This is a genomic window from Arthrobacter sp. R3-55 (assembly GCF_054161505.1).
The window spans coordinates 616757-640542 of sequence record NZ_CP096423.1 but is presented as its reverse complement, the minus strand read 5'-3'; the positions used below and the strand labels follow the sequence as shown (position 1 = coordinate 640542).

Genomic DNA, 23786 nt, shown 5'->3' with positions numbered 1-23786 from the left:
TACCCTGCCGTTCTGCACAGGCAGCTCCCCCTCTTTCCCGCCTAACTACGCCTAACTAGCAGTGCGCGGGCGCGGTGAAAGATGACGGGTATGCGGCAAATATTCGAGGAAGAGCAATTTAGTGCCTGCTTGGTCTTCCGCCGCCAGACTCAGTCGTCCAGCCGAACCCCACGCAGCAACAGCATGGTCCCGCCCACAGCAACAGCGGATGCCAGGAACACCCCCGCCGCACCGAGGCCCACCGCCACCACGCCGATTGCGCTCGGCAGGACCACTTGGCCCACCCTGTTTCCGGCCAGCCTCAGGGCCAAGGCACGCCCGCGTTGGCCTTCCGGCGCTTGGGCGGAGAGCCAGGACATGGTCAGTGGTTGGCCGATTCCCAGGCCCAGGCCGAGGAATGCCATGACGATGAAGAGCAACCACTCGGGCATCGGAATCGCTGCGACCCCGAGGGCAGCTGTGGAAATGGCCAGGCTGATGATGAGCAGTTTCATCCGGCCGAGCCGGCGGGAGGCACCGCCCAGCCCCAGCCGGGAAACCATGGAGAACACGGCCCGGACAGTCAGCATGAGGCCCACGGTGGCCGCGGTCAGGCCCCTTTCCGCACCCAATGCCGGCAGGTAGACGACGGTCAGGTCCACCACTGCCAGGACGGTAGCGCTGGTTGCCAGCGCACGCACCACGCCTGGTGTCCTGAGGAGCGCAGCCGCACTGCCCTTGGGACCGCCCTTGGCAGTGCGCCTCCCGCGGCTGACCTTGGACGAAATCACGAACGTGGTCAGGAACAGCACCAAGCTCATGGCCGTAGCGAGCAGGAAAATTGCCTGCGTATTGGGCCGAACGGAGGCACCACCCACAATGGAAATTGCCAGCGGGCCCAAGGCTTGCCCCAGTGAAGCGGCGAACGTCAGGTACCCGAAAGCGGAGTCCAGCCGCGATGATGCCGCGTTGTTCGCCACCACCGCTTGCTGCCCCACCACGCACGCCAGCTGGCCCGCGCCAAGGAGCGCCGTTCCAGCCACAAGCGCCGGGACTGACGTCCCCCAAAACAGTAGAAACGCAGAACAACCAAGCACGACGCCGGCCCCGATCGCCATGAGCCTGCGCTCACCCAGGCGGTCCACCAGTCCGCCGATGGGCAAGGCGAGCAGCAGGGGAAACACGGCGTAGCTGGCAGCGAGAAGACCCAACGCGAACCCGGGAACATCCAATTCAAGGGCCCGGTAGGTGGTGGCCGGGCGGACCAGGAAGGTGACTGCTTGGATGAGGGCCGAGTGGATCAGGAGTGCAGTGGACGAACGCCGTCCGAGTTCGCCGATCATTCGACCACGAGGCCGGAACTCGAGATCACCCGCAGCGTCTCATCCCGTGCGCCGATGACGTGATCGAAAGCGACTTTGGCTGCCGTCTCCGCATCCTTCGAAGCAATGGCTTCAACCAGGAGCCGGTGATTGGCTAGTGCTTCATCACGGCGTTCCGAGGCCTTATTGGTGAAGTATCGGTAGCGTTCAACCTGGCTGGCGATCTGCTGGTGGAAGCGCTGGGCCCAAGAGTTTCCAGCGATCCTGGCGATGGCCGAATGCAGGGCAACCCCGTACTTCATCGCTTCATCGGCGAACTCCACCATGGCCGCGTTGCGGGCCAGGATTCCGCGAAGTTCATCCAGATCTGCCGGGCTCGCGTTGGCACACGCCTCCCGTGCCATCAGGGATTCCAAAGCGGCCCGGACGTCATAGAGCTCTGAAATCACCTTCTCATCCAGTGCAGGGACCACCACTCCCCCGGTGGGTTGCTGCTCGAGCAGGCTTTCGGAAATCAGGCGTCGGATGGCTTCCCGGAGCGGAGTGCGGCTCACCTGCAACTCGGACGCCATGGCGGGCTCGTAGAGCCGCTCACCTGGCTTGAGCTCCAGGCTGAGTATTCGGCGTTTCAGCTCTCCGTAGACGAGGTGCGCCCCAGTGTTCCGTGGTTGTTCTGCCATGCCGTGCCATCCCCGCAAAAGTGTACTTGTATACATCTATACAACCAGTACCGAGTCATCCAAAGCAACAGAAGCAATGCTTGGATGACGTTGACCACTTCTGACTGACCACGAACGAGCCTGTTCGAGTGCCTTGTTGCAGTCCAAAGAGCCTCATAGTCTCGGCATGGCCGGCCTTCCCTGAAGGCGGGCAGCACCCACACGACAAACCCTGACAATGAGGTCCACCCATGGCGTTTACCGCTCAAAGAATCCGGAGGCCAGTGGCAATACTGGCCGCAGCCGTCACAGCTGCTGCCGGCATGGCACTCCTGCCGGCAGCCACTCCCCAAGCAATCGCAGACGACGCAACAGCAGTTACCATCACCCCGAACCCCGCCAGCCGCGGCGAAGCGTTCGAAGGCTGGGGAACCAGCCTGGTCTGGTTTGCGAACGCGACGGCGGGATACTCCCCCGAGCTGCGTGAGGAGTTGTACCAGAAGGTCTTCGGTGAGAACGGACTGAACCTCAACATCGCCCGCTACAACGTCGGCGGCGGCAATGCCTCGGACGTGGCCAATTACCTCAACGACGGCAGCGCTGTGGAGGGATGGTGGAAGCCGGTCACTGAAGCGCAACCCGGCCAACCGGCGTCGAACCTTTACAACCCGGACAGAACCGTGGACAAGACGCAGGCCAACAAACTCGCGTTCCTGAACGCCTGGGATCCTGACGACCCCGCGTCCTACAACCCCGACGCCGACCAAAACCAGCGCTGGTGGGTGGAGCGACTCGCCGCCGATCAACAGATCACCCATTGGGAAGCGTTCAGCAACTCCCCGCCCTGGTTCATGACCAAGAGCGGCTACGTTTCCGGCCAAGTGAACACCGCCAAGGGCGAGAACCTCCTGCCCGAAGCCGAAGCCAAGTTCGCCGCGTACATGAGGAACGCCGTCGAACTCCTCGAAAAGGGCAGCGGCATCACAGTGGACACCATCGATCCGTTCAACGAGCCAAACTCGGGCTACTGGGGAACGGACATCAACGCCGCCACCGGCAAACCGCCCACCACCTACACGCAGAAGCAGGAAGGTGCGCTGATCTACCCGGCTGCCCAGGACCGCGTGACCAAGCTGCTGGCCGCCGAGCTGGAAAAGGGCACCACGGACGCCGTCATCTCCGCAATGGACGAGACCGATCCCAGCAAGTTCATGACCAACTGGAACGGCTACAGCCAGGAAGCCAAGGACGCCGTTGCCCAACTCAACGTCCACACCTACGGCACCAATGATCGCCGCCGGGTCCGCGACCTCGCCAACTCCACGGACAAACCCCTGTGGATGAGCGAGGTTGGCGGTTTCTGGACCGGCAACCCTGCGCTCGGCGACTCAACCAGCGGCTGGGACCGCTCCAACATCACCAACGGCCTGGGCATCGCCGGCCGCATGGTCAATGACCTCCGCGAACTGGAGCCCGACGCCTGGGTGTTCTGGCAGCCCGTTGAGGACACGTACAAGCAGGAAAAAGCCGACAAAGGCTGGGGTTCCATCTACATCGACTTCGACTGCAACTACGAAGGCCGCGAAGGCTTCTCCAACCGCCGTATCAACGACGGCGCATCCCAGGAACAAGCCAAGTGCAAGGTCCTGACCAACCAGAAATACAACACCACACGGAACTTCACGCACTACATCCGGCCCGGCGATTTCCTCATCCAGAACGACAACGCCAAGACCGCCAGCGCCCTCCGCGCCGACGGAAACGGTGCAACACTGGTCCACTTCAATGACACCCCGACGCCGGAAAAGGTCACCATTGATCTCAGCCGCTTCGGCTCCATTGCTCCCGGTGCCAAGGTCACTCCCGTGATCACCACCAAGTCCCCGCTGGACGACATCGAGAAGAACGCCCTGGTCAAGGGCGCACCCGTGGCCGTGGATACCGCGGCAAAGTCCGCCACGCTGGAGGTTCCTGCCGCGTCTGTGGTGACTTTCGTCGTCGACGGCGTCAGTGGAGTTTCGGACGACGCCGCACCCGTGCAGGACGGCCACAGCTACCACCTCAGCGGTGAGGCGAGCGGCAAGTACCTGACCGGGCGGGCGAACGGAACTGCATCGATCGAGGAACTGGGCGGCGACGCAGCAGGCGTGGCTCCGCAGATGTGGACGTTCAACGCTGTGAACGCTGACGACGAGTTCGCGAACGATCGCCGGTGGGTTCTGACCAACAAGGACGGAAAGGTGCTCACCGGCAACGGTGGAGTCCTGAACGGGAGCCAGAGCGGCGCGGCAACACTGGCCTCGCTCACGCTGGATCAGGCCAAAGCCACTCCTTCTGCACAGTGGATAGTGACAACTGAGAACGGCAAACAATGGTCACTGGTCAATGCAGGCGCAGCCATCGCGTTGCAGGTTTCGGGCAACCAAACTGCCGCCGGAACCTCCGTAGCACTGGCATCCTCCACGGGAACCACGGCCGCGGCATTGGCCAACCCGCATCAGGCGTGGGCCTTCACGGACATTGCAGACCTGAAGCTCCTGGGTGTTTCTCCCGTTGAACTGAGCACTCTCACTGGCGTTGCGCCTACCCTCCCTTCTACAGTGACGCCGCTGTATGAGGCGGGTCCTGGCAAGCCGCTGGCTGTGACGTGGTCTTCTGTTGATCCGGCTGTTTGGCAGAAGGAAGGGAAGGTGACGCTCCGCGGTTCCGGCGTAGATCCCTACGGGCAGGCTTTTGACGATGCGCTCCTCACTGTGACGGTTGGGCAGTACGTCGCCACAGATCCCGCATCCGTAACAGTGGGAGTTGGTTCTACCGTGGCACAAGTCCAGGCCGCTGCGCCCACGTCCGTCCCCGGACACATCGGCGACGGCCCGGCCCGCAACCCGCTCCCCGTGACGTGGGACTGGGCTTCCCTCCCTGAATCCGCCCTGCAGTCCACCGGCACAGTGACAGTGCCGGGCACGGCGGGCTCACTGCCTGCAACCCTCACAGTGCTGGTGGTGGACCGGGTTCCGAGCAGCAACATCTGCAAGGACGACTCCACCACCTCTGTCACCGCGAGCTACACCGAAGGCTCCTACATCGCGAAGAACACCTGTGATGCCAACGCCTCCACCCGCTGGTCCAACTGGGTCAGCGGCGGCCGGGCCGGGGACAACCTGAGCTACACCTTCGGCCGCGACTACACCGTCTCCTCCGTGACGGTAACGTCCGCGGAAAAGGCAGCGGCGAGCCTCAAGGTCCAGTACCAGGACGCCTCCGGAACATGGAAGGACACCTCGGCGGGAACCATCACGGGACTCTCTACTTCCACCCCCGCGACGGTTCGCTTCGACCCCGTCACCACCCGCGGGATCAGGGTTTCATTCGTGACCACGGGCTCGTACACGAAGATCGCTGAAGTGGCGATTGCGGGATCACGCCTGGCCGACGCCGGACTGGCCGATCTCGGCCGGCTCCTGGTCAATCAGGCCTCGGTAGTGGGCTTCGCCCCCGGAACCACCGACTACCGGGTGCTGACCGCGACGGCGACTCCCGTCGTCGTCGGCTACCCGCTGGACACCAACGCCAAGGTGACCGTGCAACAACCCACCGCTGAGAGCCCGACGGCGGTAGTCACCGTGACGGCGCCGGACGGCACCACGAAGGAATACCGCGTGACGGTCTCCACGGGGAAGGACGCGTGCAAGGGCGACGGCTGGAAGACCAGCCCCCAGCCAGTGTTCGCCAACCAGGGGCAGTGCGTGAGCTACTTCGCGGCTGGCAAGTAAGGAACTTCTGAAATAGCGGGGCCCCTTGGGATTTCGATCCTGAGGGGCCCCGCTGAGTTTTCACCGAAGTGGGACGACTATGGGCAAAATGAACAGCTACAAGGGAACCGGGCCCGGGCAGAAGTCTTGGATGAAGTGGACCTTCTCAACCGGCGCTTGGCCGGAAAAGTCGTCTGATCTTCTCAGCCACGCACCCAGCGGTACGGCGTGGTCGTGGAGACCTTGAGCAGCCCGGAGCGTTCCAGGATTGGCCTCGAGAATTCGGTGGAGTCGCTGTGGATCAGGGTCTTGCCCATTTCGAGGGCGGCCTGTGCGCGACGAGCCGTCAAGGCCCGGTAAATCCCCCGGCCACGCCATTCTTCCCTGGTGGCACCGCCCCAGATCCCGGCGAAGGTTGTCCCAGGCACGGGCTCCAAGCGTCCCGCACTGACAATCTTCCCCTCAGCTTCGGCAACCCAAAGCTGCATGCCGTCCCCCAATGACAGCCGGCGCAGCAAGGCATCGGCCATCTCGTCGGAGACCGGTTCGCCGAAGACTTCGTCCTGCATGGCACTCATAGCCCGAACATCGGCTTCCTCAGTGACCTGCCGCAAAGTCACGCCGTCGGGAAGTGGCACCTCCGGGCTCAGTGCTTTCGCTTCACCGATCATGATGGACTCGGGCTCGTCCTGGGTAAAGCCGTTCTCGATCAGGGCCTCATGCAAACCCGGCGCATGGTCGTGCCCGCGGGATTTCCATTCCACCCTGGTGATCTCAGGTTCTGCGCGGAAGTAGGCAACTGACTCAGCAACAAGCCGCCCGATGGTGTGCGCATCCGCGTCGCCAAGGTTCTGGTACGTTACGAAGCCGCGGCCCTTCATGAAAGTCACCCAGCGCACGCGGCCGTGCTGTGTCACTTTGAGGGCGCTCGGGGTCTCGGCGTCGGTGCGGAGATTGTGGTCATAGGCGGCAAGGAAACGTGCGCGGTCTTCGCTGTGGCTCATTCCGCGAGCCTACTGCAGGGGATGAGGCCGCCTCCGCGGGACCGCCGGTTCGATGGCTCGCTGCGCCCGATGCCGTACGCACGGCACACTCAGCAGCGAACCCCCGAAACGGGCACAACCCCACCTCCGTGGGTCCGCCGGTTCGATGGCTTGCTGCGCGTTAGATGGTAGGAATCACCTAACCCGCAGCTAAGCCTCGAACCGGGAAGGCCACAGCCAGGAAAGGGGTATCGATGCACCGTCGGCGAACACGAAACGGTCTTCGCCCTCCCCCTGGCCCGCAACAAACGTGACGCCCCCGCCCGGCGAAGCACCTCCCTCGCCGGTGAGGACGACGACGGCGGCGTAGTCGCCGTCGTGCGCGGTGCCCGCGGTACCCACCCAAGGAATGGTGAGCTCCGAACCCATCGGGTGTGCACCGGAGCGGGTGGTAGTCCCGGAGGCATCCAACTCCAGGCCATACCCGGCCACTGCCCGTACAGTGCTGACCTCCGAAGACGCAGCATCCACCGGCCACCCGCCAATCCGCAACGCAGGCCCGGAAGCGCCCGAAGCGCCGGCAATCCGCACCAGCCGAAGCTCCACCGCGCCCCGCGTCGCCGAAACAACCGTGACCGAAGGACCGACCGTCGCGACACCGGACACCCCGCTGCCGTGATCCGGGCCGGCATCGGGATCGGGTTCGATCCAGTGGGCAGTGAACCGGGAAGCACCTACCTGAACGCCGTCCTCGGAGAACGAGCCGAGGTACTCAAACCCTGTCCGATGCGTCAGCCGGCCGGAGGAGTCAACGAACGCCACAGCGTTATCCACCGACTCCGGCGTCAGGTCCGGGAACGTGTGCGTCGAGTACCCGATCCTCGCGTACAGCGGAGAATCAGCCACCACAGCGCCAACAACAGCATGATCCGTGGCATGGTTCCGGATCCGGACCACGCCATCCGCACGGGTCCCATCAACCTGCCACCCCGGGGCCGCGATCAGCCGCTGGGTGTCGGCAACCTCAACGGGCAGGGGCTCTTCAACGCAGGTCCACACGCGGTGATCCGCCGGCAGCGCCAGCCCGAGCATCCCCTTCGCAGCCCAATACGGAGAGCCCGCACCGGAGTACGCCTGCTTCATGCCCGCAAACTCGCCATGCCAGCCGATGGACAGGAGGCCCTCGTCAGTGATGGACCCGTGCCGGGCAAAGTAGTCGAGCATTCCGGAGGCTGCCCGCCGCGCCATGCCGGGGGCCAGCCGGGTGTGCCCGGACAACTCCCCTACCCAGAAGGGCGCCGCGGCCGCGAACCGGTAGATCAAGCTGCGGCCCTGGATGAGCGGAGCACCGTTCGCCCCCACCAAGAACGCGGCGTCGTCCAGGAAGTCAGCCAGCCGGTCGCCGTCGAGCGTTTTCCGTGCAGTGACCCGCGGATCCGAGGGCGCCATCATCGCCCACAGCTGCGGGTACACCTGGAACGCCCAACCAACGTAGTGGTCGTAGGCGCGCTCGGGGCCGTCGGCGAACCAGCCCCCGCCTTGGTACAGGGAATCGTGGATGGCGAGGCCGGCGTCGATGTCTTCGTCGGAATACCGCCCTCCAACCGAGGCGAGGAACGTCTCCACCACAATCTGGAACCAAACCCAGTTAATGGGCGGATATTCCTCGCCGATCACGGTTTCGAACCAAGCGATGAGCTGCTCCTGCACGCGTTCGGGGAGCTTGTCCCAGAGGACGTCGCGGGTCAGTGCCAAACCAACAGCCAACGACGCCGCCTCAACCTTCGCCTGCCCCAGCTCACCGGGCGTCGGCCACCGGTCAGGATTGGCGGGGTTGGTCCCGGCGTCGAGCCCGGCGGCGTACCACTCCGCGATCCAGCCTGTGGAAGAGGGATCGCCCGCCATCCGGAACGAGGCCAACAGGAACGTCCGTGCGAAGGCCTCCAGCGAATCACTCCGTGGGCCGTACCTGCTGTTGGCTCCAGGCAGGTGGATATTGGCATGGTCCTCCGTGCCAAAGCGATGGGCGGAGCGCAGGAGGTGGTCCGCGTAAGCGCACCAGTGCTCGCGGGTCAGGCCGGTAAAGGGCGAGAGTTGGTGATCCAAAGGCGGCAGCAGCATCAGAGGGAATCCTCCAGTACGCCGGCCAGTCCACGCGGGGCTCCGACGGATGATTCCCGGACAATCAGCTCAGGGTTCAGGTCAATGCGATGCACAGGGCGCATCCTTCCTTCGGCCAGGCGGGCAGCCATGAGCTGGACCGCCACCTTGCCGACGTAGCTTTTGGGCGGCCGGACCGCTGAGATGGCGGGTTCGGCGAGGTAGGCAACTTCGTCGTCGTATCCCACGATCGCCATGCTTCCGGGAACGTCCACTCCCCGGTCCACGCAGTGCTGCACGAACGCCACGGCCTGGGTGTCCGAGTGAACCAGCATGGCTGTGGTCCCGGAGGAACGGCAGAGGTCCAGGACGTGATCGAAGTGCTTGGCGCGGTCGCCGTTGTCCAGCTTGGCCGAGTCCTCATGGATGGACTTTTCCGGCGGAATCTTCAGTGCGGCCATGGCCTGCTTCCAGCCCCGGACCACGTGCGGACTGGTGGGGCTCGTGGAATCAGTGAGGCAGCCGATCATCCGGTGCCCTTCCTGCCACAAGTGCCGGACGGCCATTCCGGCGCCGAATGAGTGATCTGTTGCGACCCATTCCAAACGGTGGGCCGGTATCTCCAACGGCGCCCGACGCTCAGCGAGGATCACTGGAATGGGCAGTGCATTGAGCCAGCGGAGCAGTTCCTTGCCATGCTCTCCGCTCATGTCCGGCGCCACAATCAGGCCGTCGATGTTCTGGGTGTCCAGCAGCGCCTGGACCTGGCGGCGGTTGTCGGCGGAGTCATAGGCGGAACCCCTGACCAGGATGCGGAGGTTCTGCGCTTCGGCCTCCCCGCGCGCACCGGAAATGACCTGGGGCCAGTAGTAGTCCAGCGATGGAACCACCATGCCAATGGAGTAGCTATGCGCCGACGGCCTCCCCACGGCAGCCGATCGGTCCAAGGGGCTGGGCAGCGTCGCGCCGCCGTGGACCCTGGACACCAGCCCTTCGTCTGCGAGGGTGTTCACATCACGCCGGATGGTCAACTCGCTGACGCCCAGCTTTGCGGCGATATCCCGGACCGTGATGGCACCGTGCGCACGCAATTCCTCCATGAGCCGCTCCCGCCGCTGCAGGGAAAAGAGGGACTTGCCGCCCGTTTCAGGGGTCTGCTCGGAACTCAAGATGTTGCCTCCACTGTGAGGGTAAACGCGCCCGAAGCGCGGTTTTCGGCGGGCATGCGGAATCGGATCCGGGTCAGTTTTTCGCCCCAGATATCGCTGAGGAGCGGATCGTCCAGGAGCCACTGGTCCACCAGCACGACGGCGGTGGCGGGCTTCCAGCGCAGGTGCAGGCCCTTGGTGGTTTCCGCAGCCGGAATACCTTCGGGCGTGATGGTCGCGGTAGCGTCCTTACCGACGCGGACGGTGCCGGCAACCAGGTAGGTGATGTCGACGTCGTGCGTTCCCTCAGGCGCGTGCTTTCCCTCAGGCGCCTGCGCGGGAAGGTTCCAGCGGTCGTCGATCACCACAGAGCCCAGGTCCCGGTTCATCAGCGAGGTGCGGATCCACTGCTCGGGGTGGTCCAACCCGTAGGCAGCCCCCAGTCCGAGCTCGAGCGTGGGTTCCTCCGCAGTGGGCTCCTGGAGAACGGTCGCCGCGAAGGATGAACCCGTCCCTTGCTCCAACCCGAAAGGCGCCGGGACGCTGTGCCACGCGCTCTGCATGGCGCGGATCCGGTAGCGATCGGGCCCGAACGTTTGAGCTGTGTACGTGGGCTGGCCGGCGTCGACCAGCAGGGGCACACCATCCACGGCCACCACCACGGAACCGACGTCGCGGTGGTTGTGGTGCTCGCCATTGTGCCCGCCCTTGGCCGCAAGGGTGAGCCCATCGGAGGATCCCGGAGTTTGTCGGGCCACCATGATCTGGACCGATGGCAGGTACGTCCCCCAACTGGGTAACAGTAAACGTCCCATTGGACCCTCATTGCGACGTTTACTGTCACCTAGTTGGGCGAGGGAGGTGAGTTGGGTGAGGACGCGGCCCAGTCCCGAGGCGGCGTTGGGTTCAGGTTCGACGGCGGCAAAGGCGGCGGCATGCGCGGCGGCGTCGGAGTTCCCCAGCCGGACAGCCCAGCGGTGCAGCATGCCCCACGGGAGTCCGTGGTGGGCACGGGCCGGACCATCGGCAACGTTCAGGAACCACCTGTGCCCCAGGTGCATGCGGTGCGGGAAGGCCACCAGCGCACGGATCACGGGCAGGTCCGGGTTCAGTACACCGCCGCTGGCTTCCTCCAACAACGCCAGGCCTTCCAGTGCACGTCCGGCACCGTTCCACCAGTAGGCGAAGCCCTCGTCAATTGCGCCGTCGGCCGGGATGGAGGCGAGGAAGCGGTCGAGTCCCTCGATGCAGCGGGCAACCACCGCCGCCTGCAGCTGTGGGTCATCAACCAGCAGCAATGCCGCCACAATGATGTTCGAGTGGATCCAGGGGTTCCAGTTGTGGACATCGCCATCCAACCCCAGCCAGTGCCAGTCGAGGCGCTCCTGGAAAGGGCGGATCACGCGCTCTTGCGCTTCAAGCCTGATTCTGCGGCGAAGGCCCGGGGCCCGGCTATCAAGGGCAGCACCGAGCAGATGGTCCACCCACGCTAGCTGTGCCACCACTTCCCCGGCGCCGAGATCCAGGTAGGGCCGCGAACGGTCCGGGACTACCTCGCCGCTGCGGTTGTACACGTCATCGTGCGCCGCCCAACTCCACGAGCTCTGCTCGCACAGGAGGTAGGCGCCGTCGATCACTTCGTCGAGCCAGCCCTCGGGGCCACCCACTGCTGCCATCACGACGGCGCGCGTCAGCCGCTGCTGCCGGCTCGCCACCAGTCCCTCGTACGCCGTGCGGTTGCCGTCCCGGAAGTAGCGCGCGTAGTGGGACACCAGCGGTTGAGGCCAAGGGGTCCCCTTCTCCGCTTCTGCTTGGGTGCGTAGTTCCGCAAGGGCGTGGTCGGCAGCGAGCTGCCATCCGGCGTCGGACGCTGGACGAATGGTGAGGCGATCACGGGCGCCTTGAAGCGCCTTCTCAAGGGCGGGCGCGCTGGCAGCATCACCCCAAGCACGCATGAGGGGTGGCGCAGGAACGGCGGCGGTGCCGGTTGCCATAGGAATTCTTCTCTCATTTGTTCGAGTCTGAATGTTTTTGATCAAGCTCGATTGAGTTGAATGAACTGTCTTGTTTATGAGTATGTACTGATTATTAGATGTGATGCAACACATAAAACACGGTCGAACAGGCCGTTGAGAATCTCGAAGGGAGGATCCCCTCAATGTCGCTCAAGCCCCAGGCACTGCTGGTCATGAATAGCGGAACCTTTGCTGACCAGTTCGACTCCACACGACTGGAGCGGCTGGCAGGACTGGTGGACCTTGGTGACCTGCCGTGGACGGATTCCTTGGACGAGCCCGGATTGCAGGGCCGCCTGGAAGAGGTGGAAATCCTCCTCACCAGCTGGGGAGTTCCGCAGCTCAATGCCGAGCGTTTGGAGCGCATGCCCAAGCTACGGGCCGTGTTCCACTGTGCAGGAACAGTGCGCAGCTTCGTCAGCGAGGAACTCTGGGACCGCGGCATCACCGTGACCAACGGAGCGGACGCCAACGCGATCCCCGTCGCCGAGTTCACCTTCGCCTCGATCGTCCTGGCCGGCAAGAAGGCGCACGTCCTGGCCAACGACGCCCGCACGTACCGGGAAGACTGGAGCTACATCGCGGACCGCGGAGAGCTGGGCAACATCGGCCGCGTGGTAGGCGTCGTCGGGTTCTCCCGCATCGGCCGCCGCGTAGTACAACTGGTCCAGCAACTCCAGGACGTCACCTGCCTCGTCAGCGATCCCTACGCCGATCCGTTGGAAGTAGCGGCCGCCGGCGGAAAGCTGGTCACACTCGAAGAACTCCTGCCCGTCTCCGATGTGGTCACCATCCATGCCCCCGCGCTCCCCGAAACCCGCAACATGATCAGCACGGCGGAGCTCCAAGCCATGAAGGACCACGCAACCCTCATCAACACCGCCCGGGGATCGCTGGTGGACACGGCAGCCCTTGAAAAAGAGTGCGCCACCGGACGGATCACGGCCCTGCTGGACGTCACGGAACCCGAGCCACTGCCGGCCGGCTCCACCCTCTATGACCTCCCCAACGTCATCATCACCCCGCACATCGCAGGTTCGCTCGGAACAGAAACCCGGCGGATGTCCGATGCCGCACTGGATGACCTTGAACGGTACCTCGCCGGCAAGGACCTCCTGGCCCAAGTAGTCCATGCGGACCTCGGCCTCAGCGCCTAGGCCCGGTCCCCCACGCAAGTCACACCCAAGCCGCACCTACGGCAAACTTAAAACCCAGTACTAAAGGAGAACGCAATGAAGCGCACAACCCTCGCCGCAATCGCCCTCGCGGTGACTGCAGGGCTCGGACTCACCGGCTGCGCCGGCGCTGCCGGTCCCGCCGAACCGCAGGCGGCCGAAGGCAAGACCCGGCTGACCGTCTCGGTATGGAACTACGAGGGCACCCCGGAGTTCAAGGCCCTCTTTGACAGCTATGAGGCTGCCAACCCCAACGTGGACATTGAACCCGTGGACATCCTGGCTGACGACTACCCCCAGAAAGTCACCACCATGCTGGCCGGCGGCGACACCACCGACGTCCTCACCATGAAGAACGTGATCGACTACTCCCGCTACGCCAACAACGGCCAGCTCCAGGAAATCAACAGCGTGGTGGACAAGGTGGGCAAGGACAACCTCGCCGGCATGGACGCCTTCAACATCGACGGCAAGTACTTCGCAGCTCCCTACCGCCAGGACTTCTGGCTGCTGTACTACAACAAGGACCTGTTCAAGGCTGCCGGCATTGAAGATCCCAAGGACCTCACCTGGGAAAAGTACACCGAGATCGCCAAGCAGCTCTCCACCGAGGCCGGCGGCAAGAAGACCTACGGCACCTACCACCACATCTGGCGTTCAGTAGTCCAGGCCACTGCGGCGGCCCAGAACGGCGCCGACCAGAACAGCGGTGACTACGGCTTCATGGAGGACCAGTACAACACCGCACTGGACCTGCAGAAGTCCGGCGCCACCCTGGACTTCGGCACCGCCAAGAGCCAAAAGACCAGCTACCGCACCATGTTCGAGTCCGGACAAGCGGCCATGATGCCCATGGGCACCTGGTACATCGCCGGCATCCTGCAGGCCAAGAAGGACGCCAAAACCAACGTCAACTGGGGCTTGGCTCCAATGCCACAGAAGAACGACGACGGCAAGGTCACCACGTTCGGTTCGCCCACGGCCTTCGCAGTGAACAAGAACGCTGCGCACTCCGATGAAGCCAAGAAGTTCATCGAGTGGGCAGCCGGCGAAGAAGGTGCCAAGGCGATCTCCAAGATCGGCGTAGTCCCGGCCCTGCAGAACGATGCCATCACCGCCGAGTACTTCAAGCTCGATGGCATGCCCACGGACGAGCTGTCCAAGAAAGCCTTCACCCCGGACACCACCGAACTGGAAATGCCCGTCAGCGACAAGTCAGCTGCAACGGACAAGATCCTCAACCAGGAGCACGACCTCATCATGGTCGGCGAGCGCTCCGTCAATGACGGCATCGCTGAGATGGGCAAGCGCGTCACCAGCGAAGTCCTGGGCAAGTAACGCCAGGCAAGTAGCTCTCCCCGGTTCCGGTGCTGCTTCCTTGAGGCGCAGCACCGGAACCCGGACCTGAAATCTCCGGATCCTGAAATGGAGGAACGCCCCCACCCGGGAGCGGTCATCATGACTACAGAAACAATCCCCCAGGCACCTGCCCCAGTGCAGAGCCGCGGCAACAGGAAGCAAGCCAGGCGTAACACGCTGATCGGCTGGACGTTCATCCTTCCGAACTTCCTTGGCTTCCTGGCCTTCACCCTCATTCCGGTCGTGGCCGCGTTCGCGCTCTCCTTCATGGAATGGACTTCCTTCAGCGCTCCCAAGTGGATTGGCCTGGCCAACTTCGAGCGCATGTTCGCCTCCGATTCGTTCTGGATCGCGCTGCGCAACACCGTTGTTTACGCCCTGGGCCACGTGCCGCTCACCATGGCCCTGGCACTGCTGCTGGCCATGCTGCTGAACCGCAAGCTCAAGGGCATCGGCTTCTTCCGGGTAGCCATCTTCTTCCCGTACATCACCTCTCTGGTGGCTGTGGCGGTGGTCTGGAACATGCTGTTCAGCCCGGACAGCGGTCCCATCAACCAGTTCCTCGGCGCCATCGGCATCGCCAACCCTCCCGGCTGGACCTCCAGCTCGGACTGGGCCATGCCGGCTGTGATCATCACCAGTGTGTGGCGCGATATGGGCTACTACATGGTCCTGTACTTGGCCGGACTTCAGGCGATCCCCACTGAGTTGTACGAAGCCGCCGAAGTTGACGGTGCCAGCGCCTGGCAGCGTTTCTGGAACGTCACCATCCCGTCCCTGCGTCCCACCACGTTCTTTGTGGTGGTCATGCTGACGGTCTCCAGTTTCAAAGTATTCGACCTCATTGTGGTCATGACCAACGGTGGCCCCGGACGGTCCACCACGGTGCTGTCCCAGCTGATCTACCAGGAAGGCATCGGCGAAGGTAAGTTCGGCTACTCCTCGGCGATCTCGCTGGTCCTGTTCATCATCGTGCTGACGGTTACCGTCCTGCAGTTCAAGATCCAACAGCGGAGGGAACGCTGATGACCAACATGGCCGAAGACCTCAAAGCCACACATCTGGCGGATGCAGCTCCGTCTCCGTCAGGGGCACTTACTGCGGAAGACCGTCGTCGTACTGACCGCAAGCGCTCCCCGCGGGAGCAGAAGAAGCGGACCGCGAACATCGTCATCTACGGTGTCCTGGTGGTCCTAGTGGTGGCGCTCATGGTGCCGTTCATCTGGATGCTTTCCTCGTCGTTGAAGGAGAACAACCAGGTCCTCACGGTGCCCATCCAGTGGATTCCGCAGGAGTTCGTGTGGAGCAACTACACGGACATCTGGACCCGGATTCCCATGATGGGCTACTTGCAGAACTCGCTGTACCTCGCCGTGATCATCACCTGCCTCCAGGTCCTCACGGGCTCGCTGGCTGCCTACGGTTTCTCCAAGGTCCGCTTCCCGGGCCGTGACGTGCTGTTCCTGGCCTACATCGGCACCATCGCTGTTCCGTGGCAGGCCTACATGGTGCCGCAGTACATCATGATGCAGAACCTTGGCCTGACCAACAGCTTCAACGCCTTGATCCTGCTGCAGGCATTCGGCGCGTTCGGTGTGTTCCTGATGCGTCAGTACTACATGACCATCCCGGACGAGCTCTGTGAAGCCGCCCGCATCGATGGCCTGAGCGAGTACGGCATCTGGGCCCGGGTGATCCTGCCGCTGTCCAAGCCGGCCCTCGCCAGCCTGGCGCTGCTCACGTTCGTGAACACGTGGAACGACTACATGGGCCCGTTCATCTACCTCACGTCCAACCGCCTCTGGACTGTCCAGTTGGGCCTGCGGTCCTTCGTTGGCCAGTTTGACGCCGAATACGCCATGATCATGACCGGCTCGGTGATCTCCGTGATCCCCATCCTCATCATCTTCCTGATCGGCCAGCGCTACTTCATCCAGGGCATTGCCACCAGCGGGATGAAAGGATGAGTAGTGTGAGCGCTAAACCGCGGCGTTGGGCCGGGCCGGGATTCGAGACCTTCGGGAGTATTTTCGGGTTCACTTACACCTTCCTGGCCGGGAACGCGCTGCTCGCCGTGGCCAACGCTCCCCTGGTCCTCAGCTTGTCGCTGGTGGCCGACCCCGCTTCTGCGTGGCCGTTCTTCCTGGCGCTTTCGGTCACCATCGCTCCGCCGCTCGCCGGCATCTTCGCTGCCTTCAAGGCATTGAACGACGACGGCGGCGCGGTCAAGCCGGTTGCCGCTTTCCTTCGGGGATACAAGCGCAGTTTCGCCAAGTCCGCAGTGCTGGGCGTTGGGGCTGTGGCCATGCTTCTGTTCCTCGGCGTGGACCTGGCCGTCATCCAGAACAATGCTTCTACCCTTCCCGGTGCCGCGCTATTGGTGCCGCTGATTGTCGTAGCAGCCGCCGTGACGGTGACCCTTTCCGTCACGGCGATTGCCGGCGTCGTACTCCTGCCTGAGGCGAAGCTGAAAAGCATCCTCAAGGCTTCGCTTTATTTGGTGGCCCAGCGCTGGTACCTCAGCCTGGCCCTGCTGATCCTGCTGGGGATCATCGTGTCCGCCGCCGTGATGCAGCCGGTCCTGGGTATCGCGCTGGCCCCGGCGCCGCTGCTGTTCGTGATCTGGAGCAACGCCTCGTACGCTTTCCACGCTGTGCTGCGTTCCGCGTAGACCCTGTTAGGACCTCTTTTGAGCAACTTCGCAATCGGCGATCAGGACTTCCTCCTGGACGGCCAGCCGTTCCGCATCCTCTCCGGAGCCATCCACTATTTCCGGGTGCACCCCGATCTCTGGGCGGACCGGATTGAGAAAGCCCGGCTGATGGGTCTGAACACCATCGAGACCTACGTGCCGTGGAATGAGCACTCGCCCTTCCCAGGTGCTTTTATTGCCGACGGCGGACTGGATCTTGGCCGGTTCCTTGACCTGGTGGCCGACGCCGGGATGCACGCGATCGTCCGGCCTGGTCCCTACATTTGCGCTGAATGGGATAACGGCGGGCTCCCGGCATGGCTGTTCACCGACCCCACGGTGGGTGTCCGCAGCAGCGAGCCCGGCTACTTGGCCGCCGTCTCCTCCTATATGGAAGCCGTGCTGGCGGTGGTGGTGCCGCGGCAGATTACGCAGGGCGGGCCGGTGATCATGTTCCAGATTGAGAACGAGTACGGCGCCTACGGGGACGATAAAGCCTACTTGCAGCATCTGGTGGACCTGTCCAAGCGCCTGGGTGTGGACGTTCCGCTGTTCACCTGCGATCAGCCGTTCGGGACCATGATCGAGGACGGCTCGCTGCCCGAACTCCACAAAACCGGGACGTTTGGCTCGCGTTCCCTTGAGCGGCTTGGTTTTCTGCGGGAGCGGCAACCCACTGGCCCACTGATGTGTGCCGAGTTCTGGAACGGTTGGTTCGACAACTGGGGAACGCACCACCACACCACCGACGCCGCTGCTTCCGCCGCCGAACTGGACGCCCTGCTGACGGCCGGGGCTTCAGTGAACATCTACATGTTCCACGGCGGAACAAACTTCGGGTTCACCAACGGGGCCAACGACAAAGGCATTTACGAGCCCACCATCACCTCCTACGACTACGATGCCCCTTTGTCCGAGGACGGACATCCGACGGCCAAGTACTTCGCGTTCCGGGACGTCATAGCCAAGCACTTCCCGGTTCCTGCGGAGGAGCCGGTTCCCCGGGCACCTGCTCCGGTTTCCGTGGTGGCCGTTTCTGAGTCTGTGCCGCTGCTTTCTGTTGCCGGGTCTACGTCTCTGGTGTCCGAAACCATTCCACCGGTGGAGGTGACCGGGCAGTACCGGGGCTTCTACCTCTACGAGGTGTTGCTGCAGGGCGGCGGAGTTCTGTCCTTCTCCGAGGTGCGGGACCGGGCCCAGTTCTTTCTGGACGGCGTGCCCGTTGGCGTTCTCAGCCGGGAACTGGGCGAGCGCACTGTTGTCATTCCCGGTGGGGGTCGCCTGCAGGTCCTTTTGGAGGATCAGGGCCGGGTGAACTACGGGCAGAGGATCGGCGAGGCGAAGGGGCTGATCGGGCCTGCATTACTGAACGGTGATGAGGTGCTGGACTGGGAAGTCGGCGCTGTTGATTTGGCCTCGCTGGACGCATTCCGGGCGGCTGCGGTTGCTCTTCCTCGGGGTGCCGCGTCCGCCGGTGTGGCTGGTCCGTCCATCTCCTTTGCCACTTTTGAGGCCGATGGCCCGGGCGACCGCTTCCTGCGGCTGGATGGTTGGACCAAGGGCAATGCATTCATCAACGGTTTCAATTTGGGCCGCTACTGGAGCCGCGGGCCGCAACGCACCCTCTATGTTCCCGGCCCGCTGATCCGCGAAGGCGCCAACGAGCTCGCCATTTTGGAACTCCACGGAAGCGCCACGCGCGAGGTGAGCTTCGTCGTCGGGCCTGACCTGGGCCCCTACGAAAAGTAACCCCCTCCCACATCCCACGCCCCACCGGCGACCCCTCTCCCACATCCCACGCGGTTTTCCCCAACCGTCTCCCACATCCCTCACCCTTCCCACCAACCCCCTCCCACATCCTGAACTGGTCCCCGATTGTTGGACTGGCTATTGGGATTTTAGGCTGCGAGGGTCTGGGCCCGGTATTGGACCGGGCTCTGGCCTTCGAGTTTGGTGGAGATCCTTTCGTTGTTGTACCAGCGGATGTACTCGTGCAGTGCTGTTGCCAGGGCGTCGGTGCTGAGAAACCGGACGTGGTGGAAGAGTTCTTCCTTGAGATGTCCGAAGAAGTTCTCCATGACCGCGTTGTCGTAGCAGTTGCCCTTGCGGGACATTGACTGGGTGGCGCCGGCTTCGCTGAGCAGTTGCCGCCAGAACACGTGCTGGTATTGGAAACCTTGGTCCGAGTGCACCAACGGTTTTTGACCCGGTTCCAGGCAGGTGATGGCCTGACGCAGCGAGGTGTTGGCCAGTTCCAGGTTCGGGGAGTTACCGATGGAATAGGAGATGATTTGCCGGTCGAAAAGGTCCATGACGGGTGAAAGGTAGAGCTTCCGGTCCCCGACGCGGAACTCGGTGACGTCGGTGACCCACTTCTGGTTCGGAGCATCGGCGTCGAATTCCCGGTTCAGCAGGTTCGGTGCAATCACGCCCTGTTCGCCTTGGTAGGAGTTATAGCGTTTCCGCTGCCGAACCTTGCAGCGCAGGGCCAGGGCGCGCATCAGTTTCAGCACGGTCTTCTTCGCCACCGTCCAGCCGTGCTTCACCAGCTCGGTGTGGATGCGGCGATGTCCGTAACGGCCGTGGTTGGTCGTGAAGATCGTTGTGATGGCGCTCTTGAGAGCTTCCTTCGGGTCCGGGGACAGGAGCCGGGCCTGATGGTAGAAGAACGTCGAGCGGGCCAGCCCCGCGACCCGCAGCAGAACCGGGAGCGGGTAATCAGCCTTGAGAGCAACGAGGGCTTGAACCTTCACCGTCGTTCCTGAGCCCTCAAGGCCCGCAATTTTCCCAAGTAGGCCACCTCAGCCCGCAACAGTTCGTTCTCCCGACGCAGTTGCTCAAGCTCCGAAACCTCCGCAGACCGCGGAGCTGCCCCGGACTTCACGGACGGCACGGCACCAGGCTTCCGCGAGGGCACGGCCCCGGGTTCCCGAGAAGGTGCGACCTTCGGCTTCGCTGGCGTGCCGTTGCGTTTTGGCCGCAACCCATCCTCACCCGCCAATCGATAAGCCCTGACCCATTTCTGCAGCAGTTGACGTGAAGACAGGCCCGCTTCAACAGCCAAGTCCGGCCCGGTTTCGCCCGCCAGGAACCGCTGCACCAGCGCCAGCTTGACCTCGAAAGAGTATGACTTCGGCGCCTTGGTCACCAACACTCCTCGCCCATGAATCCTCCATAACCCATACAGTCCCCTGACCGGCACAGGCGGCGCATCCAAGTACCGGGCCGCCGCCCGATACCCCAGACCCCTTTCAAAACACGCTACAGCCGAGACCCGCTGCACCACAGACAAAGAACTACGCGAACACATAAAAACTGCTCCCCTCAAATCGGAACTGAAATTCTCAGTCCAACTTCAGGGGAGCAGTTCATCCCCCGCCCTTCCCACCAACCCCCTCCCACATCCCCCGCCCTTCCCACCAACCCCCTCCCACATCCCCCACCCTTCCCACCAACCCCCTCCCACATCCCCCGCCCTTCCCACCAACCCCCTCCCACATCCCCCGCCCTTCCCACCAACCCCCTCCCACATCCCACGCGGTTTTCCCCAACCGTCTCCCACATCCCCCGCCCTTCCCACCAACCCCCTCCCACATCCCACGCGGTTTTCCCCAACCGTCTCCCGCTCTCTCTGAGGAGTGATAGAGCGTCAGGGAATTAGGGGTGGGACGTGATAGAGCGTCAGGGAATTAGGGGTGGGACGTGGAAGAGCGCCAGGGAATTAGGGGTGGGACGTGGAAGAGCGTCAGGGAATAAGGGGTGGGACGTGATAGAGCGTCGGGGACGCAGAAAGGGACCGGTTCTTCAACCGGTCCCTTTCTGTTTATTCAGCTCTTTTTATTCAGCTCTTTTTATTCAGCTCTGTCTATTCAGCTCTGTTTATTCAGCTCTGTCTCTCCAACGAGTGAGCCTTCAGTTGCGCGGGCGTCATTAGCCGCGGCAGAGCTCGCCGTACTTGGTGCCGGCTTCCTGGAATGCTGCATTGAGCTCGCCCAGCTTCGCTTCATCAGGGGCTTCCTTGGCCTGCTCGTCCAGGAATTCCAGGATGGCGGTTACAACCGGCTTCATCTCGGTGGATGCAACGGGCTCGATAGGCCGGATGGCGTTGGCGGCGCGGATGGTGGCGGTCTGGCTGGGGCTCTGGGGAATGCCGGCTGCGGCAACGCCAACGCGGTCGCAGGTTTCCTTGGTGGTCAGCTGCTGCTGAGCGGAACAGGCGGATGCCGTGGCGATGAGCCCGGCAGCGATCAGGACAGTGGTGAGTTTCTTCATGATTCCCTCAGTGGTCGACGTCCCTCTGATTGTAATCAGTGCCGGGCCCCCGCCGCGCATCGGACATCCTTTCCAACCTTTCCGGGCCCTGCCCTAGGCTGGGGTGATGGCGATCATTCACAAGGCAAACCTGTCCCCGTCCAAGCTCGATCTCATCGCCGGCTACCTGCCAAAGCAGCCCTGGTTCATTCAGGACGGCACGCCGGAGCTTATTGGCGCCTACCGTTTTGACGATCCCGCCGGCGAGGTCGGGATTGAGACACATGTGGTGGCCGCGGGCGAGCGCATTTACCAGGTTCCCCTCAGCTACCGGGGCTACGAGCTTGCCGGTGCCGACGAGTGGCTGATCGGCACCATGGATCACTCGGTCCTGGGCAAGCGCTTTGTTTACGACGCCTGCGCCGATCCCATCTACGTCAAAGCCCTGGCCACGGCCATTTTGACCGGCCAGAAAGAAGCCGAGCTGATCGTCGACGGCGAGCCCGAACCCCGGCCCAGTTCCGTGACGGTGAAAGGCAGCGGAATGCTCGACGGCGGCGTTCCCGCCCTGAGTGCCTCGGCACCGGTTTCGGGGAGCGGCGTGACCATCATTGACGCCGGCGAGCTTCGCTTGAAGGTGGCACGCGTGGTTGACATCGCCGCGGACTCCTCCGCCAACTCGGCGGCCGCTCCTGAGCTCCACGGCGAGCTGACCCTGAACGGTCACTGGGCAGGGCTGGAGAACCCGGTGGAGCTGGCGGCTGTGCTCCGCAACTAACGTTTCGACGCGCCGGAGCACCTGTTGGTCCAAGGAGCTCCGGCGTAGTCTGGCTATCGGGGGCCGTCTACTCCTCAAGGAGTGCATCATGTACAAACCACAGAACATCATTCCCGCCGCGCAGGATCTGGCCCGGGAGTGGGTGTCCCACGCGGCGGACGGCACGTCGTCCCAGACTGACGCAGTGGTGAAGTGGGCCTTGGCCCGGATCAACCACGCCGATGTCCCGTCCGTTGTTCACGGCGTCATGCTCACCCTGACCGGGAACAAGAAGACCGCCAAGGAAGCCCAGCGGGCGGCGGCCAAAGCTGTGATCAGGACGACGCAGGCCTTGCGGCGGAGCAGTCCGCAGCGCGCTCCACGTCTGTCCGGGTGGGTGATCGGGCTCATCGTGGGGGCCGCTGTTGGTGCCGGGGCCATGCTGGCTTGGCGCATGATGGTGCCCCCGGGTGAACCTCAACCCGTCAAGCAGCCCGAGGCTCCGGTCCAGCCACCCGTGCCGCCGGTTCCCTAAGACACATTCCCGGTCCGAACCTCAGACGGCTGCACTAAAAGGTGAGCGGCCCCGCTAAGGTGCGGGGTCGTCGTCGTGCGTTCCGAATCTTCGCCGGAGCCAGGTCCCGGCCAGCAGCCAATATGCCCCGGTGCTGGCAAGGAGGAAGCCCAGCACCCCCAGGACTACAAGCTGGGTCATGATCCCGGCAATCACCATGGCAAAGCCGCCTAGAACGGCCAGGGTTCCGAGAATGGTGCGGGCAGCTTCTCCGCGCGGCCGGCCCGATGTCAGCTCGGAGGCGAGATCGGGATCGGTCGAAGCGAGTTCCCGCTCCAGCTCTTCCAAGCTCCTGCGTTCTTCATCGGACAACGACACCGTCATCACCCTCACGATGCTCGGGCCATCAGCACGTGCGCTGCTTGCCGTGCCATGTCTTCATTATCTGCCCCTTTTGGTGTTCAAGCCACAGGGCTGCCTGCCGGAACCGGCCTGCGCTTTGTTTCTGTGGCCTCGACTTACCAATAGTCCTCAGCATGCTTACGATGGTGGTGCGGGTTACAGCCTGCTCATGCACGGACTACCGAACGCCGACCGGAAAGTTGAACTCCCATGGCACGACGAAACTCCAAAAAGGCACACCCCAACGGGACAATTCCCAAGCGCCGCGGACCAGGCCGGACCATCTGGCTCATCGCCACGGGACTCATCGCCGGTGTGGCAGGCGGAGCCTTTGCGTTCCGTATGTTGGTGCCGCCGGGAGAACCCGAACCCGTCAAGGGCCGTCGTCAGGAGCCCAGGGGCGCGTCACGGCTGGAAACGCCACGTATGGACGCTTCCGAGCCGCACGTGGCCCAGCCGGCGGAAATCCTGGTTCCGGAAGAGCCAGTGGAAATTTCAACGAGAATGCGTCCAGGCGAATGGACCGAAGAGTCGCTCGAAGCGCACCTTGAGGAGTATCGGCGGCAGATCCGTGACATGGGCGCCCCGGAATCGCAGATTGTCACTAACGTGGAGCGGACCGAAGAAGGGGCTGCCCGCGTAGTGGTGAGCTGGGACCGGACCCTGCCGTAGCTCCCG

The 23786-nt window shown here is 63.5% G+C and carries 20 protein-coding genes; 10 read left to right on the top strand and 10 right to left on the bottom strand.

Going from position 1 to position 23786, the window contains the following annotated elements:
- Positions 1-149: 149 nt before the first annotated feature.
- Positions 150-1322, bottom strand: a complete 1173-nt coding sequence (locus M1D51_RS03085) for an MFS transporter (RefSeq protein WP_458108488.1) — start codon at positions 1320-1322, stop codon at positions 150-152.
- The gene (locus M1D51_RS03080; RefSeq protein WP_172324152.1) at positions 1319-1981 is read right to left on the bottom strand and encodes a GntR family transcriptional regulator; all 663 of its coding nucleotides are present in this window, start codon (positions 1979-1981) and stop codon (positions 1319-1321) included. Before M1D51_RS03080 ends, M1D51_RS03085 begins: the two co-directional genes overlap by 4 nt.
- Positions 1982-2244: 263 nt before the next feature.
- Here M1D51_RS03080 and M1D51_RS03075 point away from each other — a divergent pair, with 263 nt between their 5' ends.
- The gene (locus M1D51_RS03075) at positions 2245-5733 is read left to right on the top strand and encodes a discoidin domain-containing protein (RefSeq protein ID WP_458108487.1); all 3489 of its coding nucleotides are present in this window, start codon (positions 2245-2247) and stop codon (positions 5731-5733) included.
- Positions 5734-5915: 182 nt separating this feature from the next.
- Here the strand turns inward: M1D51_RS03075 and M1D51_RS03070 are convergent, their stop codons facing one another.
- The 4 genes from M1D51_RS03070 to M1D51_RS03055 all read right to left on the bottom strand — a co-directional run bounded on the left by M1D51_RS03070 (position 5916) and on the right by M1D51_RS03055 (position 11937).
- Entirely contained in the window at positions 5916-6716 is an 801-nt protein-coding gene (locus M1D51_RS03070; protein ID WP_458108486.1) for a GNAT family N-acetyltransferase, read from the bottom strand.
- A gap of 189 nt (positions 6717-6905) precedes the next feature.
- Entirely contained in the window at positions 6906-8816 is a 1911-nt protein-coding gene (locus M1D51_RS03065; protein ID WP_458108485.1) for a DUF2264 domain-containing protein, read from the bottom strand.
- Positions 8816-9964: a LacI family DNA-binding transcriptional regulator gene (locus tag M1D51_RS03060; RefSeq protein WP_458108484.1), complete on the bottom strand. Its 1149-nt coding sequence runs from the start codon at positions 9962-9964 to the stop codon at positions 8816-8818. The genes M1D51_RS03065 and M1D51_RS03060 overlap by 1 nt, the downstream gene beginning before the upstream one ends.
- Positions 9961-11937, bottom strand: coding sequence for a heparinase II/III domain-containing protein (locus M1D51_RS03055; RefSeq protein ID WP_458108483.1), 1977 nt, complete (start codon positions 11935-11937; stop codon positions 9961-9963). The genes M1D51_RS03060 and M1D51_RS03055 overlap by 4 nt, the downstream gene beginning before the upstream one ends.
- 164 nt (positions 11938-12101) lie before the next feature.
- On the opposite strand from M1D51_RS03055, the gene M1D51_RS03050 reads away from it, so the two are divergent.
- The 6 genes from M1D51_RS03050 (at position 12102) to M1D51_RS03025 (ending at position 18933) form a co-directional block, all read left to right on the top strand.
- Positions 12102-13115 carry a hydroxyacid dehydrogenase gene (locus M1D51_RS03050; RefSeq protein ID WP_458108482.1) on the top strand — a complete coding sequence of 338 codons (1014 nt, stop codon included), beginning with the start codon at positions 12102-12104 and terminating at the stop codon, positions 13113-13115.
- Positions 13116-13190: 75 nt separating this feature from the next.
- On the top strand, positions 13191-14471 hold the full coding sequence (locus tag M1D51_RS03045) for an ABC transporter substrate-binding protein (RefSeq protein WP_172326301.1): 1281 nt from the start codon (positions 13191-13193) through the stop codon (positions 14469-14471).
- Positions 14472-14591: 120 nt separating this feature from the next.
- On the top strand, positions 14592-15518 hold the full coding sequence (locus tag M1D51_RS03040) for a carbohydrate ABC transporter permease (RefSeq protein ID WP_024818234.1): 927 nt from the start codon (positions 14592-14594) through the stop codon (positions 15516-15518).
- Positions 15518-16459 (top strand): carbohydrate ABC transporter permease, encoded by a 942-nt coding sequence (locus tag M1D51_RS03035; RefSeq protein ID WP_458108481.1) that lies wholly within the window; start codon positions 15518-15520, stop codon positions 16457-16459. Before M1D51_RS03040 ends, M1D51_RS03035 begins: the two co-directional genes overlap by 1 nt.
- A 5-nt stretch (positions 16460-16464) precedes the next feature.
- Positions 16465-17163, top strand: a complete 699-nt coding sequence (locus M1D51_RS03030; protein ID WP_458108480.1) for a hypothetical protein — start codon at positions 16465-16467, stop codon at positions 17161-17163.
- A gap of 18 nt (positions 17164-17181) precedes the next feature.
- The gene (locus tag M1D51_RS03025; RefSeq protein WP_458108479.1) at positions 17182-18933 is read left to right on the top strand and encodes a glycoside hydrolase family 35 protein; all 1752 of its coding nucleotides are present in this window, start codon (positions 17182-17184) and stop codon (positions 18931-18933) included.
- Between the two features lie 149 nt (positions 18934-19082).
- Here the strand turns inward: M1D51_RS03025 and M1D51_RS03020 are convergent, their stop codons facing one another.
- The 3 genes from M1D51_RS03020 to M1D51_RS03010 all read right to left on the bottom strand — a co-directional run bounded on the left by M1D51_RS03020 (position 19083) and on the right by M1D51_RS03010 (position 21456).
- Positions 19083-19937, bottom strand: coding sequence for an IS3 family transposase (locus M1D51_RS03020; protein WP_458107040.1), 855 nt, complete (start codon positions 19935-19937; stop codon positions 19083-19085).
- The gene (locus M1D51_RS03015) at positions 19934-20332 is read right to left on the bottom strand and encodes a helix-turn-helix domain-containing protein (protein ID WP_458107041.1); all 399 of its coding nucleotides are present in this window, start codon (positions 20330-20332) and stop codon (positions 19934-19936) included. The genes M1D51_RS03020 and M1D51_RS03015 overlap by 4 nt, the downstream gene beginning before the upstream one ends.
- Positions 20333-21114: 782 nt before the next feature.
- Positions 21115-21456: a hypothetical protein gene (locus M1D51_RS03010; protein WP_172323965.1), complete on the bottom strand. Its 342-nt coding sequence runs from the start codon at positions 21454-21456 to the stop codon at positions 21115-21117.
- Positions 21457-21562: 106 nt separating this feature from the next.
- Here M1D51_RS03010 and M1D51_RS03005 point away from each other — a divergent pair, with 106 nt between their 5' ends.
- A complete protein-coding gene (locus tag M1D51_RS03005; protein ID WP_458108478.1) occupies positions 21563-22213 on the top strand; it encodes a CG0192-related protein in 651 nt (216 codons plus the stop codon).
- A gap of 88 nt (positions 22214-22301) precedes the next feature.
- On the top strand, positions 22302-22727 hold the full coding sequence (locus tag M1D51_RS03000; RefSeq protein ID WP_172323963.1) for a hypothetical protein: 426 nt from the start codon (positions 22302-22304) through the stop codon (positions 22725-22727).
- Between the two features lie 54 nt (positions 22728-22781).
- On the opposite strand, the gene M1D51_RS02995 is transcribed toward M1D51_RS03000, so the two are convergent.
- On the bottom strand, positions 22782-23090 hold the full coding sequence (locus M1D51_RS02995) for a DUF3040 domain-containing protein (RefSeq protein ID WP_458108477.1): 309 nt from the start codon (positions 23088-23090) through the stop codon (positions 22782-22784).
- Positions 23091-23318: 228 nt separating this feature from the next.
- Between M1D51_RS02995 and M1D51_RS02990 the strand changes: the two genes are divergently transcribed.
- The gene (locus M1D51_RS02990; RefSeq protein ID WP_458108476.1) at positions 23319-23780 is read left to right on the top strand and encodes a hypothetical protein; all 462 of its coding nucleotides are present in this window, start codon (positions 23319-23321) and stop codon (positions 23778-23780) included.
- Positions 23781-23786: the final 6 nt, after the last annotated feature.